Here is a 13,999-nt window from a genome sequence, read left to right as displayed (position 1 = left end):
AAAGCGCAAGTCTGTTGGAATCAGGGAAGCGGCTGCAAGGCGTTTGCCTGTACCGGCACTCTATGCTGTCTTGCCACGATACAGACAAGGCAGCCGGTGAGTAGTGCGCAAGCCGCGAGAATGGCGGCAAGGCCCATATGCCGCGTGAGCTTCGTTGTCTTTCCCTCCACAGCGCTCTTTTGCCTATGGAGCTTACGCCATTGCGCAAAGCGAATGATGGCTGGCTGTTGGGGTGCGCGATCAGTGAATTGTTGGCGCGCTCGTTGCTCGCTAAAACGCTGCCAGACGCGCTCCAGCGCCTCGTTCTGCTCCTGGGGTGCGTAGTAACTTTGTAGGTCCCTGACAAGCCGTTGCGCAGGGCTGGCCGGGCCGTGTCCACTGTTTGCGCCCAGAGCTAAATAGCGCCAGATCTGCTGCTCGACCTTCTCATGGGAAAAAACCTGCAGATTAAATTTGGCCATCAGTAAGTTCCCCCTCTTTTCGCGTATATACAGCGCGCAGCTTATTGACTGCACGGGAGAGCAGCGCGCGTATAGCTCCTTCGCGTTTGTGCAAAACTGCTGCGATCTCTACACAATTCAAGCCACCGGTAAAATGGAGCTGCAGAACTTCCTGCTGCATGGCAGAAAGCCTCTGCAGTTGTAAGTGGAGATGATGGTGCGTCTCCTGGCGCAGCAGCACGGCCTCGGGGCCGCTTCGCTCGTCGCCGGCTATCTCTGTTGCCTGCTCAAGAAGTATGGTATGACGACGACGCACGGCGCGCCGATGAAAATCTCTCACTTTGTTGCGTGCGACAGTCCAGAGCCAGGCGCGCTGCTCATCCTCCTGGCGCGTGGCCAGCGTTTGCTCGTGCTCAAGTACGGCCAGAAAGACTTCAAGGAGCAGATCTTCGGCATCCTCTCCACTCGGCACATGACGACAAAGATAAGAAAATAGGCGGGCTGCATAGAGCTGATATAGGGCAGCCGGTAAAGAGTAATCCTTGCCAGCAAGAGGACTGGTTCTCGGAACGTGTTGGTGTGATTGCATCTCCCCCTCGCATACACTCTATAAATTGAGATTGCACTCTATGCAACGCCAGAAAGCCAGAAGTGTTACATCTGACCTTAAATTTGCTTCCCTGAACAAGCGAGGCGCAATTTCAAGCGGCCTTACTCGTGTCTCCATAAGCCTTATAGAGGCTGCTACAAGCTGGCGCAAAGAGAAAATATGCCAGCTCTGGCTTCCTTCTTCTCTGTTTGAATGTTATCCATTCGTTGGAATAAATGCAAATGGATGAGTTATTGAGGGTAGAAGAGCTCGCAAGAAGCACAGCTTGACCATATATCCATGCGGCAGGCGAGAGGCTTCTTGGGGGCTGGCTTGAGCCTTAAGAGGAGATTACTATTCTGATGTGTTATAGTATCTATGAAAACTGTGCAGATGCTCAGATATAATTCCCAGCAATTAAAAGTCATACCCGTCAGATAAGAGGCAATAGGCATACTGCTGCGTCTCATGCGCCCTGCCGGGACCCCGCTCTGGCTCTATATCTGCCTGCTGATATATGTTGTTAGCTTAATTATTTTCCCTTGTTGGATCGGAAGAAGTTGCCTCAGTAGCTTCTCTAGCATCCTCTGCTCTATTTTATTGCTGAGCTACAGGACCGGAGCTTCTCCAGACAAGGCAGTAGAAGGCGAATCATGGGACTCTTTTTCGGGCTCTCAGCGGCGCTGTGCTGGGGAGTAGCGGATATGCTTGTGCGTTATGCCACGCGCGCAGTTGGGACGTATAGAACTCTCTTTTTTATGCAATTTATTGGCCTGTTAGCCTTGAGCGTCTATCTGCTCAGCAGCGCTGAACTGCAGCATATAGCTAGCGGCCGAACGTGGCAGCCCTGGGCCTGGGGCATCTTTGTGGCCTTGCTTAATATGCTCAGTTCGCTGGCCCTCTATCGGGCCTTTGCGGTCGGCAGCATAACCATGCTCTCGCCTATCACCTCTAGCTATGCCGCGATCACCTCAGCGCTCGCCATCCTCACCGGCGAAAAAGTCAGCTCGCTCCATATTTGTGGCATGCTTGTCGTCCTGGTTGGCGTCGTGCTGGTCTCAACCCCGCTGGGTAGTAGGCGCGAGAAATTGCCAGCCGAACAGCTATCTGCGCGCAAATGGTTGCCGCCAGGCCTGCTCTGGGCTCTGCTGGCCTCCCTGGGCTATGGAGTAGCCTTCTGGCTCCTGGGCTTTCGCGTCACTCCCGAATTAGGGGCTCTTGTTCCCACCTGGCTTACGCGCCTGGTCTCGCCCTGCGCCCTGCTCTGCTGCTTTCCTCTGAGCAAACAGCCGCTTAAGCTGCCGCGTGGGCGAGTCTGGTGGCTTATATTGGGTGTTGGCATCACCGATACTGCCGCCTATCTTGCCTATAATATGGGCCTTGCCGAGAGCCAGATCTCTATAGTTAGCGTCCTGGCCTCGCTCTATAGCGGCGTAACAGTCGTTCTGGCCTGGCTACTTTTACGCGAACAACTCCGCTGGAGCCAGTGGCTGGGCATCGGAGTTGTCTTTGTGGGTATTGCGCTCGTCAATGTGTAGCGCTACAAAATAGCTCTAAGCAACGCGGTACCTGCTTAATCCCTCTACAGTTTGTTGCATCAGGAAGCGCGTCACTGCCTGCACGCTGCCAGTTTCCTGGTACACAGAAATCTGGCGGTCGGCTCCGGTTCCGCGCGGATCTTCAAGCAAAGCGCGCAGATAATTAATCTCGCGTCGGCTGCCCAGATCGTCAAGGACATCATCTACAAAATCGAGCAGCTCGCCAATCGCATCGCGCATCCCCAGGCGCCGGCTTTGGGCAAAGTCAACTATTTCGGCATCCAGCCCGTGGCGCGAGGCCCGCCATTTGTTCTCTTCAATGTAGTAAGCGGGCAGCACATGCGTAGCAAGGTTGCGCCGATAGAGCCAGGTCAGCTTGGCCACCAGGGCCTGACAGAGCGCGGCCAGCGCTAGCGAATCTTCAATCGTCGGGGGCATATCACAAATGCGAAACTCGATGGTGTTAAAGAAAGGATGGGGGCGAATATCCCACCAGATGCGCTTCCCATTATCTATACACCCCGTATGCATCAATGTCTGTACATAATGTTCAAAATCATGAGTCCCGGCAAAAACCTCTGGAATACCATTGCGCGGAAAGCGCTTCCAGACAATCGCACGATATGACTTCATACCTGAATAGCGTCCAGCCCAGAAAGGAGAATTGGAGGAGAGAGCCAGCAGATGGGGTATCCATGTCCGTAACTGATTCATTAAGGGAACAGAAATCTCATGGTCGTCGATGCCTACATGCACATGCAATCCGAAGATCAAGATAGAGCGTCCTACATCCTGGTACTCCTCTTCTAGTTCGGTATAGCGCTCATTCCGCGTCCGCATTTGATCCTGCCAGCGTGCCAGCGGATGAGTGCCCGCGCTGATTAGTGCCAGCCCCTCATCCTCTACAAGTTGGGTTAAATCGCCTCTTAGACGCTGTAAAGCGTTGCGCGCCGCAGCAATATTAGGGCATACATCGGTCACCAGCTCTACCACTGACTGCAGCATCTCAGCCTTAATGTGCTCGCCTAACGACGTAGCACCCTTTTCTAGAATCGTGTGGATGTGTGAAGCTAATTGACCGGTGTGCCTGTCCACCATCTGAAACTCTTCCTCGATTCCAAGGGTGAATCGCTGCTTCATAGCATGCTCCTTCCGGATGGCTATATTGTTCTACGACCAGTTTGATAAAAAACAACAGGGCAACCATTGACCCGGCTTCCATCTTCTCCCTGGAGAAGTCTCCGCCACATATGGTTGCCCTGTTACTGTGCTAAAAAACGATAAGGAAAATACATACAAGATAGGCTTGATACATAGAACAATAGGTTTGCAGCAAGAAAATGATGAACTGCACGATACTTTCTGCAGGAATCGTGAAAACCTGGACAGACCCCCGTGGTGCGCTAGAGCGCATACCCACATATATACACCTCTGGATGAGTAGCTGATGGCACAGTTCGCACTAGAAGTATCGCATTACGCTTGTGCTATCCCCTACGCGGATCGTAAGCCAGAATTTGCTCTTTTGACTTTCAGACATTCGCTGTTTAGTGTACAGCAGAACCGAAAAGATGTCAAGAAAAAAGCGTCAGTAAAAAATACATCAGTTTAGCTGTAGAAAAAGTATAAAATAGACAGAAGCATCATCCTTACGCTCGCCGCATGTACTTAGGACTTATAGCGTACACAAGTAACATAGCTTATGTCAAGGGGAATTCTTACAGCCTGAAGGCGTGGGGTAATAATTCCTGCACGGTGAAATCATGCTCAATGCCGTCGATGTAAACCTGTGCTTCAGGAGCCAGGTCGCTTAACCATTGTCGGCAGGCCCCGCAGGGAGTGCGCTCATCTAAAGGAGCTTGTGGGGGCGCATCGATACAGGCCACGGCTACTTGCGTGATAGGACCGGCGCCGACCGAGAGGGCAGCAGCCAGCGCAGAGCGCTCAGCGCAGAGCGTAAGACCATAGCTTGATACCTCGATATTGACGCCCACAAACGTCTGGTCACCAGCTACCAGCGCAGCTCCGACGCGAAAATGGGAAAAAGGACAGTGGGCGTGTAAGGCCGCTTCGCGTGCTAAAGCCAGTAAGGTTTCGCGTTCCATAAAAACCTCCTCTTAGATACACGTATCTTTGCGAAAATTGCTGCGGCAAAGCTTTTCAGGGCCAGAGCTGCCATCTCATTGCCCCGTGCACATAGATCATACCAGAGCAGATCTAGTGGGCTCGCTAAGTTCTGGCCTGCAGATAGGCAGCCCTGAGCCGATAAAGAGTAGCGAAAGACATTTTTTACGGTATGTCATCCCAAAATAGCTATCTTGATGACTATATCTAGCCCAAATTGTATCATGATGTTACCACCCTATGCTCATCGCGTTACTAAGATGAGAGTACGATGAAAAAGCATAATTTCGTCATTATAAATCGGTACATCCTTGTATTGTAATGCAAGCCTGTAGGAGGAACACGAGTGAAAATCATGGTGGCGGACGATGACCGCGACATGGTAGACATGCTGAGCTACTGGCTCAAAGGACATGGGTATGATGTGGTGCGTGCCTTTGACGGAGAGCAGGCTATAAAACGCTGGCGTGAAACGCTACCAGATCTTGTCATCCTTGATATCCAGATGCCCAAACTCGATGGTTTCGAAGTATGTCGCCAGATGAGAACCGAAACCAACTCAATGGTCTTGATCCTGACTGCGCATGATCGAGAAGATGACGAGGTACGTGGTTTGGAGATGGGCGCAGATGATTATTTACGGAAGCCGTTTAGCCCGCGGCAGCTTCTGGCGCGCATCAAGGCTGTGATGCGTCGTTCGTCAAACACCCGCGGCTCCTCCAGCTCTTCTGCTATCACTGTCGGACCTGTGACGCTTGATGCTATGCGCCACGAGGTGACGCGCGAAGGCACAAAAGTGCGCCTCACCCCAACTGAGAGCCGCTTGCTCCATCTTTTAATTACGAATACCGGCCAGGTCCTGACTACAGATATGATTATTGAACGGGTGTGGGGATACGACGAGGCTGGCGATTCGGGCCTTGTGAAGACGCACATTCGCCACTTGCGCCAGAAGGTTGAGCCAGATCCCAATAATCCTCAGTACATTATGACTGTTCCGGGAGTTGGATATACTTTCACGACGCCAGTCGTCATAGAATCGTAAACGGCAAGGCGTAGGCCTCAAGAGTGCTGTCGGCGTATGCATGCCAGCTCTCAGTCACTTGCGGCTCTTGAGGCCATATATTTAACCGGTTTGCCTGCATCTTAACCACACCTCAACGTTTTGCATAGCATTTCTTTAGGCCGCATTGCGTATAATCATGTGTAACAAACCTGCCGCTAGCAAGCTATATTCTATGCCCTGAGAGGTTCTGTCATGGCTACACATCGTAAACGAAGAGAAGCATCGCTCCATAGGCTAGATGCAGTAAAGGCGGTTGCCGAGGCGCAAGTTGCGCAGGAGATGCCCGACCTTGAGCTCTGCCAATGTCCTCCACTTTCTTCGTTACATGTCAGGGCGCCATCAGGACATGTCCAAGCAGTAGGCGAGAAGGCCCAGGATGAAGCACTTGTGCCAATTTCAGGCTACCTGAATGAGCGCTTGCGCTCAGTCCTTGAGCATTGTTTTCCGCGTCTCGCTCCTTTAAGCGTGCTGCTGCTGCATGTCTCACAACTTGAGCATATTCCTCTTGTCCAGCAGCCGGGACCCTTGCTGCAGAAGAGGAAGCGCTACCATGCCCCGGCCGGCTTGCTCGAACAAATCCTTGCCAATGTGCGGCGCGCCATCAGATCCAGCGACGAGCTCTTTAGTCACGAGGCGGCGGGCGCGGCTATCGTCTTGCCGGATGTGGATGAGCGGGGAGCCTATAGCATTCTTGAGCGTGTGTTTCAGAGTATCAGTCTGCTGCAGGCCGAGACAGTAATCCCGCCCCTCACGCATGAGACGAGCGTGCTGCTGGGCATTGGCAGCTATCCAGAGCCAGGGGCGTCGCTTGAGCACCTGCTCTATCATACCGGGCTGGTGGCGCGCCGCTTTACGCTGCGCCCCGCGCTTTCGCCACACTTGTGGAGTGATCTGCCTCACAGCACCCTTGATAGCGAAGTGGTAAGCTTCAGTGTGTCGCGGCAGCAGAATATGGCTCAAGATGTTCCTTCAGTCCCATTTATGGATTTGCCGCGCAAACTGCCGGCACGTTTGAAACAATTGATCCCTTATGCTGTTGCCTGCCAGCTGCGCTGTGCGCCAGTGGGTCGCGATCACCATTGCCTGACAGTGGCTATGGCTAATCCGGCCAGGCACGAGGATGTGCAACGCTTGCGAGAGCTTACCGGAATGACCATCTTTCCTGTGGCTTGCAAAGAGGAAGAGCTTGCGCAACTCCTGGCTAAGGAATGGTGAAGCGTTCAGCAATGGCTTCGCTGAGAAAAAAATGCCGGGCCTGGTAATGATTATCTAACCGGGCAGGCTTCGAACTCAACCGGATCGCAACTATTCCTTAACGCAGAAACGCATCAACATTGGTTACTATAATATGCGATGAGATAATTATTTGTATCAATTGATACAAGATTGTTAGTGTCAAGTGCACTTATTTACCTTCTTAAGGAGAGAACGAATGGTCGTGCAGATGATCCAAGAAGATGTCCTTCTAACCTTCAAAGAGGCTATGAACTATCTTCGCGTTAGCCGCTCTACTCTTTATCGCTTGATGTGGTCTGGGCAGCTTACCGGGCATAAGGTCGGAAGCACCTGGCGTTTCTATCGTGAGGATCTGCGTGCCTGTGTAGGCCGCGAGGTGCCGATGTCTACTCTGCCAGCGAATGCTACTATGAACTAGCCTCTCTCCAGTATTAGTTATTATTGCTTATTCTATTCTTAAATGAAATAGCTATTCTTCGTCAGCATAATGTCTATAACGGGCTTGCATGAGGCTAGAAGCAGATGCGTGATGCATATTGTTATTGTCTTTTATCATTCTTCGTTGAAGCATCACGCATTGGCCGCTAAATTTCTTCGCGCGGGCCTATAGAGCAGTAAATGGCTCTCTCCAGGTAAGACGGCAAATGACAAGAATAAGAATAACATAAGTTGTTCCTCTTCGTTGTACGCAGCCTCCGGCGGTACATCTGAGCGAAGGAGATGGGGCCCGGTCTGGGATGTGGGACATCCCGGCGCACTCCTGGTCAGAGAAAAAGGTTCCCAGCAATCCTGCTCAAGTATATTCGGAATGACTTATGTTATTTGTTTCTGCTAACCCACCGCTCAGCCCCTAAATTCGATTGAAGTCTACAATCTTCCAATGGCCGTTTATCTTCTGCAGGGTAAGCAAGGCTGTATACTGCAGCTTTGGCCTGCTCACGTTTACTGTTATCGTGAAACGCGAGAGATTGGTGCTATCCGGGTCGGCAAAAGAGATTTGCTTTGGCTCATAGCTGCTTATCGCGCCATAGCGCTGGTCAAGATCCTGGGCCTGTTGCAGGAACTTATCCTGGGTCAGGTCCGCAATCGTGCTTTGAGGAGCCAGATAGGTGTAGGCTGTGACGTACTGCTTCTCTTGAAGTGCCGAATAATAGTTATCAATGACGTCGGCCGAGCCGGATACCTGGCGAAATGCTGGAGCAAAAAGGTTGTAGGCAGCCCAGCCGCATAAACTGCAACTGAGCAGGAGGATAGCCGATACGACGACCGAGATGATCCAGACCCGCTTGCGTGACTTCCTGGGCGGGGGTGCGGAGGGCTGAAAAGGCGGTAGCTGACCATCTGGGGCGTAGCCAGGAGGGACATAACGAAACGCATCGGCACTCGCTACCGGAGCTCTGGTCTCAAGGGCGGCCGGTAGGGGCGGAGCTTCTGTCGGCACCTGCATATTTTGAAAGAACGAGGGCGGGGGCGGATAGGCCAGTCCCCGACGAAAATCCTCGTCGGAGGGCTGCTTTGCTCCTGGCTTGTGCGTGCGCCCATTCTGTTCTGAACCAGCACCTTGTGTGCTGTCCTCTTGATGTGCCGAGCTCTGCGTAGCATCTACACCTTGCGGCGTGGATGGATCGGCAGGGAATTCATAAAGTGGCTGCGATGCTTGCTGCTGTAAGTCATCGGATGGTTCCTCGGAAAACTGCATGGATCTATGTTACTATATATCCTTCCTGGCATTCTCTAATCATATTATACCGTGTTAGCCCTGTCCTGATGAAGTAGCGCTATATGGCTTGACAGCGCCCGGCAACTTTTCGGCTATTCTGCGTTGTCCGGCGATATCGGGAGCCCGACGCTCAAACTCCTCTTCAAATGTATGCTGCACATAGCTCTCGGCCTCGGTGCGCGATACTCCATGTGCGCGTGCATATATAAGAATATTTTGATTGTAGGTTTGCCTGATTCGTTCGCGCTGCCATTTTAGTGGAAGCATTGGTCTTAAGTTTAAACGTTCATAGGGCTGAAAGTCAATGTCTCGTAATGCTGTGGCCAGAAGCAGGGCATATTCTTCAACAGCGCGACAGGCCATGGCATCTTTGAAGAAGCCCGAATGGGCGCAAGAGATGATGAGCACGCCGGCCACGCGGCCGCCACGTACGACCGGAACCGCGCAGGCGCTTTCCTCATGTTCGTCAACTTCAACCTGTAGGCGGTTTTCCTTATCTGTGATATCCCAGGTCTGCCGATGCTGAGAGGATATGGAGGCGGCGGCAAGCGTTGTACTGCCCAGATAGCCACGGCTTTCGCTGTTATGCGGCCAGGGTGCGCTGCCTAACATGTGAAATTCGCGCAGGGAATGAATGCCATCTGGCCAGGGCGGCATCAATCTGGCATAGGTAATGGATATGCCGTGCCGCTCAACGTCGAGCAACTGCAAGGCGTGCTCAAAGAGCGTCTGCGCGCACTGCCAGAAGCGGATATCTTCATCTTCAATGGTTGCTACAAGCTCAAGTATGTGACAATAAATATCTTTACCTACCTCCCCAATACCCAGGGCCAATGTATCGAATGTGCCAGGAAAGGCCTGGTTTATGGCCTGAATGAGTTCTCTACGCTGCTCTACGAGCACATCAGGAAGTTTTTTGAGCAGGTGAATGCGGGGAGCAGAGGTGCCATTCATCCAGCGATAGATGGTATTCTCTGCAATGTCTAATGTGCGCGCCACCCGAGCGATTTCTGTGCGATCCTGCTGCAAAATGCTGTGCAAGAGACCGCTGAAAGGCTCGTGTTGCCTGGCCGCTGCAGGCCGTTCCTCCGTCAACTCTCCTGTATCCCTGGCGGACTGAGAATTGTTAAGGTTGGCAGTTTGTTGTTCCGTCCTGTCCTCCTTCCCACGCTTTGAGCGAGAAGGGGATGAGGTCCGCCATGTGCCGGGTGGGCGCCCGCGCCTCTTTTTGGGATGCTCACCTGTCTCGGGCCCATTCTCCATTTTCTTCTTCTTCCTTAAATTCGCGTCGATTTAGGCAACATCTACAAGACGTTTTCTTACACATTATACCATACAAAAAGGCTTTTAAGATTACCTATTTATAAGTATTTTAGAGAACGAAGTAGCTGCTATGGTTGTACGAATGTACTTCATACTCATCATTTATAGCGCATGTGCTGGGCTGATTATGCAGTATCTGCGCAGCTGTCAGGATGGAAGAAGTGCTTGATAATCTACAGTTATAAAAATTAATCAGCTATAAAAGGATATACTGGTGCAAGTTACTCGAACATTTTTAAACTCATCTTACCAATAGGGCTTGCTCAGTACGCTTGAACGCCTGTCTTTGTTTGTTACAATGTTTATACGAAAGTACTACAATGTCAAACATCTATTGCTTTTTTATACTGCTACATGTAATATAAAAACTGTCACGAGGAGTATCCTCCATACTCTTCATTTCTAATAAGTTATGTGGAAGGAATCATATGCTAATGCGCATGCAAACCATTACTTGCCTGCTTTCCCTGTTGGTAATGCAGCTCTGAACTTGAAGCTGGCCTTTGGGGCCGCTTGACATGCGCTTAGTATCGGGCAATTTGCCGCTTATCTTACCTGATGGCTATTGATGCTTCTGTGGGACTGTTGAAAGTGCTCTGGGCCGTGCAATGCTTGCGGTGTTCTATCCCGGCTCGGCGTTCTGGCCATAACCGCTCATGGGCTTCCCTCCCCACACGGGCTAACAACAAGAGAAGAGAAGATAGAGCCACTTCCTTCCTACCTGATACCTGGCGATTCGTGCTGGATGTTCTACAAGAAAGGAGTACGCGGCCTTCCTGTCGCCCTGATGAGCTCTATTCAGGATGACCTTATGTAGCTCTTGCTACATGTTTGCCGCCCAGGAAAATGCTCACGCCGCGTAGTTTTATGGTATGGTTGTGAATAATGTAGTACATGTCAACGAGTGCGGACTCCCACTTAATGCAATAGAATGGCTGGAAACACATCATCATAGTAAAGCCGGTGAACGCGCGTGTATGATCCGCGATCTTCACCTCAAGCAAGGTGGTCTGGTAGTTGACGCCGGTTGTGGCCCCGGCTTATGGACTCCTCTCCTCGCCGAGGCGATTGGGCCCGATGGCCGTATTATTGGGGTCGACATTTCGGCCGAAGCCCTTGTTACGGCTAAGAAGCGTAGCATCAATACCTGGTATCGCCATCAGGTGCAGTATAAGCGCGCCTCATTGGAACAGCTGCCGCTTGCATATGGGCGGGCCGATAGTATCTTTAGCGCTAATGTAAGCCAGTATCTTCTCGATCCTGTGGCGACGTTTGCGGCTATGGGTCCCTATCTGGCCCCCGGGGGACGCTTGATTATCAAAGATATGGATCTGGGGACGTTGCGCTTCTATAATGTGGACCCCGCGCTCCAGGCGCGCGTCTTTCGGGCTCGCGAGCTCTGGGAAAAAGAACGGGCCGAACAGGGCTTGCTCTTCGAGGATAGCTGGGTGGGCTCCAAGCTTGCTGGCTATCTGCGCGCGGCGGGCTATAAGGATGTTCAGGTGAAAACCTATCGCATTGTGCGCCGCTATCCGCTGGCCCCCGATTATCGCCTGTATCTAGAGGGCATCGCGGAATGGTTTGTGGGCGAAGGGGCGCCTTATCTTTCGCGCGAGGACCAAACAAATTGGTTACATTGTTTCCTCAATGAGGATGATAATGTTTTTGCGCGCGAGTCTTTCGTGAGCGAGGAGACCGAATATATCGTGACTGGGGTCTGGGATGACTCTCACGCTGGCGATTGCCTCAAGCTTTCGCTTGCCACACAGGCTGAGGCCGAGGAAGTTTTAGTGGCTGTGCAAGAATAAGCTCTTCTCTTGATCCATCACACAGCGGGGCATGGATAAACTTTATCCATGCCCTCTCTTCTTCTCCAAAAGGAAAAGCGCCATTTTGCGCGCCATGCTCTATCTTCCTGCCCCCTTTGAGCAGCTTCGGTGTGGAATGGGATGTATTGAAGGAGTTCTATCAACAATGCCTGCTGTCATGGGTTTAAGGTTCGCCGGTAATATATCAGGAAGCGCTAGCCGCACTATACAACCCTTCTGGAGCAAGGCTGCAGCTGCCATCTTGCGAATGACACCTTGCTCCAGAGGAGTATGAGAAACCCATGGCCGTGTTTGTTTATCTATTTATTTGTTTCTTTCGGGCCTCATCGCCTCGTCAGGGCCGAGACGACCACGAAAAGATGTTACCCGTTCAGGAACAGCAGAAACAATATATGCTATCGCACGTACAATGCGCTAACATTTATTCACCACTAGCGGCTCTGTCTTATGATACCGCCTGTTAGAAGCGATCTTTTGTCAGGTCTGCTCAGGCCTGGATTTAGCGAAAATTGGTAAGCTGGTCGGCAATCATGGCGATTGCGGCATCGCCTACCAGAGTTTGAAGTTGCGTATGCAACTGGCCCATATTCTCCATACGCGCGGTGATAAACTCATGCCGCGATGAGCCATAAGACAAACCCGTCATGCCCCGCTGGGCTGCCTCATATTCGGCGCTGATCTCTGATAAGAGGCGAGCGACTTCGCTGCGCTGTTCGTGTGCTCCTAGCATGATTTTTATTCCTTCCTACCCCACACCGAAGAGGGTTCAACGAGATTTTCGTCAGATAATAACAGAATCATTTGGTTTGTAAATACAATGTGTATCGTTTGTAGCAACAACATATACAATACACATTACTAGTATGCATGAAGATGTATGATCTTGTCCAGTGATTCTATGCCTATTTTCTCATTATTAGCCCTTTTCATGTAATTTTTACATCGTTGCCTCAATGTATTAACATTGATCCTTTGAATGTATGGAGTTGCTTGAAGCCATTGAAGGATGTTAACGCTGAAGATGGTATCCAAGGTTTTGGCTCTTCAGCGAAAATGGTGCTGCCTGGTCGCTTGATACTTCTGAACGGATTTCATTCCCCATGCGAACACACGACTTGAGAAAAGAATGTCTCTCCTCTGTATCTTGACAAATACGATATATCGCTCTAAGCTAGTGATATATCGTATAGCAGGAACAAGATCACACTCTGAGTCCCCCAAACGACAAAACGAGTGCTCTACGAGAGGAGAACGATGCGCATGAGCCAGATACGGCGTTGCGTCATAGGAACTGGAGCAGATGGACAATCCTACACTCAGTTTGATAACGACGCTCCTGTCGGTATGAAGCTAGGCAAAACGGGAGCGGTTGGCTTGCTTTGGGCCACCCAGGAGATGCCGATCAAGAATACTGGCAATGATGATCCAGCTCTCGGGCCATTCCAGCCTTTGCCGGGTCCGGGGGGGACCACCTTTGTCTTCGCCATGTTTCCACCAGAAAGTGAGATGGGCATCCTCGAAGACATGAAGGCAAGTGCGAGAAAGTCAGGAGTGGAAGCCAGCTTCGAGAATCCGCAAAAGCATCCAGGGATGCATAAGACGAAGACGCTCGATTACTGTGTCATCCTGGAGGGAGAGGTGTGGTTGCTTACGGACAAGGATGAGATTTTGCTCAAGGCAGGTGATACGGTGGTGTGCCGTGGTGCCAACCACCATTGGAATAACCGAACCACTGTGCCTTGTGTGGCTATCGTTGTCTCCATTAGTGCAGAACTGCCTGAGTTCCCTTAAAGCATCGTGACGCACGCCCTCGTCGAACACCCTTTGAAGCGTGTTGCTTCAACTACAGAGCATGCAGGACATGTTGGCGCAACAGCGCAAATCCCGCCCGACCGTCCATCATCCTCTTGATGAGCTTGATGCGCGTCACCTGGCCTTCCGTCTGTCCATTGTTGTAAGAGCAGGTGAATCCAACCAGGACGGCAGCTTTGTCTCGCTGCAGGCCTTTAGCGAAACGCTGTAGGTCTTTGATTTGGCTGGCAGTGACCTTGGCGATCCAGGCGTCAAGCTGGTCACCTTGAAGGTGATGCACGAGGTTTTTGCGCTTTCGGTACCTGAGTTTTGCGCGATCTGC

Annotated in this window: 13 protein-coding genes and 1 pseudogene; 6 read left to right on the top strand and 8 right to left on the bottom strand. The window is 51.5% G+C overall.

Annotated elements, in window-relative coordinates; translation table 11 throughout:
- Positions 1-20 precede the first annotated feature (20 nt).
- Together EPA93_RS29140 and EPA93_RS29135 are read right to left on the bottom strand one after the other, a co-directional pair.
- Positions 21-461 (bottom strand): hypothetical protein, encoded by a 441-nt coding sequence (locus EPA93_RS29140; RefSeq protein WP_129890893.1) that lies wholly within the window; start codon positions 459-461, stop codon positions 21-23.
- The gene (locus tag EPA93_RS29135; RefSeq protein ID WP_129890892.1) at positions 448-1,029 is read right to left on the bottom strand and encodes an RNA polymerase sigma factor; all 582 of its coding nucleotides are present in this window, start codon (positions 1,027-1,029) and stop codon (positions 448-450) included. The genes EPA93_RS29140 and EPA93_RS29135 overlap by 14 nt, the downstream gene beginning before the upstream one ends.
- A gap of 653 nt (positions 1,030-1,682) precedes the next feature.
- Between EPA93_RS29135 and EPA93_RS29130 the strand changes: the two genes are divergently transcribed.
- A complete protein-coding gene (locus EPA93_RS29130; RefSeq protein WP_129890891.1) occupies positions 1,683-2,567 on the top strand; it encodes a DMT family transporter in 885 nt (294 codons plus the stop codon).
- A 15-nt stretch (positions 2,568-2,582) separates the two neighbouring features.
- On the opposite strand, the gene EPA93_RS29125 is transcribed toward EPA93_RS29130, so the two are convergent.
- Together EPA93_RS29125 and EPA93_RS29120 are read right to left on the bottom strand one after the other, a co-directional pair.
- Entirely contained in the window at positions 2,583-3,707 is a 1,125-nt protein-coding gene (locus EPA93_RS29125; protein WP_129890890.1) for a carboxylate-amine ligase, read from the bottom strand.
- A 578-nt stretch (positions 3,708-4,285) separates the two neighbouring features.
- A complete protein-coding gene (locus tag EPA93_RS29120) occupies positions 4,286-4,672 on the bottom strand; it encodes a cytidine deaminase (RefSeq protein ID WP_129890889.1) in 387 nt (128 codons plus the stop codon).
- Between the two features lie 374 nt (positions 4,673-5,046).
- Here EPA93_RS29120 and EPA93_RS29115 point away from each other — a divergent pair, with 374 nt between their 5' ends.
- The 3 genes from EPA93_RS29115 (at position 5,047) to EPA93_RS29105 (ending at position 7,411) form a co-directional block, all read left to right on the top strand.
- On the top strand, positions 5,047-5,736 hold the full coding sequence (locus EPA93_RS29115) for a response regulator transcription factor (protein ID WP_242527527.1): 690 nt from the start codon (positions 5,047-5,049) through the stop codon (positions 5,734-5,736).
- A 213-nt stretch (positions 5,737-5,949) separates the two neighbouring features.
- Positions 5,950-6,972 carry a GspE/PulE/PilB domain-containing protein gene (locus EPA93_RS29110; protein ID WP_129890887.1) on the top strand — a complete coding sequence of 341 codons (1,023 nt, stop codon included), beginning with the start codon at positions 5,950-5,952 and terminating at the stop codon, positions 6,970-6,972.
- 217 nt (positions 6,973-7,189) lie between these two features.
- Positions 7,190-7,411: a helix-turn-helix domain-containing protein gene (locus EPA93_RS29105; protein WP_207229234.1), complete on the top strand. Its 222-nt coding sequence runs from the start codon at positions 7,190-7,192 to the stop codon at positions 7,409-7,411.
- A 432-nt stretch (positions 7,412-7,843) separates the two neighbouring features.
- On the opposite strand, the gene EPA93_RS29100 is transcribed toward EPA93_RS29105, so the two are convergent.
- On the bottom strand, positions 7,844-8,692 hold the full coding sequence (locus EPA93_RS29100) for a hypothetical protein (RefSeq protein WP_129890886.1): 849 nt from the start codon (positions 8,690-8,692) through the stop codon (positions 7,844-7,846).
- 54 nt (positions 8,693-8,746) lie between these two features.
- On the bottom strand, positions 8,747-9,976 hold the full coding sequence (locus EPA93_RS29095; protein WP_129890885.1) for a GAF domain-containing protein: 1,230 nt from the start codon (positions 9,974-9,976) through the stop codon (positions 8,747-8,749).
- A 938-nt stretch (positions 9,977-10,914) separates the two neighbouring features.
- Between EPA93_RS29095 and EPA93_RS29090 the strand changes: the two genes are divergently transcribed.
- Positions 10,915-11,844, top strand: a complete 930-nt coding sequence (locus EPA93_RS29090; RefSeq protein WP_165423467.1) for a methyltransferase domain-containing protein — start codon at positions 10,915-10,917, stop codon at positions 11,842-11,844.
- A 520-nt stretch (positions 11,845-12,364) separates the two neighbouring features.
- On the opposite strand, the gene EPA93_RS29085 is transcribed toward EPA93_RS29090, so the two are convergent.
- Positions 12,365-12,595: a hypothetical protein gene (locus EPA93_RS29085; RefSeq protein ID WP_242527163.1), complete on the bottom strand. Its 231-nt coding sequence runs from the start codon at positions 12,593-12,595 to the stop codon at positions 12,365-12,367.
- Positions 12,596-13,125: 530 nt separating this feature from the next.
- Between EPA93_RS29085 and EPA93_RS29080 the strand changes: the two genes are divergently transcribed.
- Positions 13,126-13,656, top strand: a complete 531-nt coding sequence (locus EPA93_RS29080) for a cupin domain-containing protein (RefSeq protein ID WP_129890882.1) — start codon at positions 13,126-13,128, stop codon at positions 13,654-13,656.
- Between the two features lie 52 nt (positions 13,657-13,708).
- Here the strand turns inward: EPA93_RS29080 and EPA93_RS29075 are convergent.
- Positions 13,709-13,954 (bottom strand): annotated as a pseudogene (locus EPA93_RS29075) (transposase); the annotation flags it as partial.
- Between the last annotated feature and the right edge of the window lie 45 nt (positions 13,955-13,999).

Origin of the sequence: Ktedonosporobacter rubrisoli, assembly GCF_004208415.1 — a bacterium.
Taxonomy (GTDB): Bacteria; Chloroflexota; Ktedonobacteria; order Ktedonobacterales; family Ktedonobacteraceae; genus Ktedonosporobacter; species Ktedonosporobacter rubrisoli.
The sequence above is the reverse complement of the archived record's forward strand: the minus strand, read 5'-3'. Positions and strand labels throughout refer to the sequence as shown.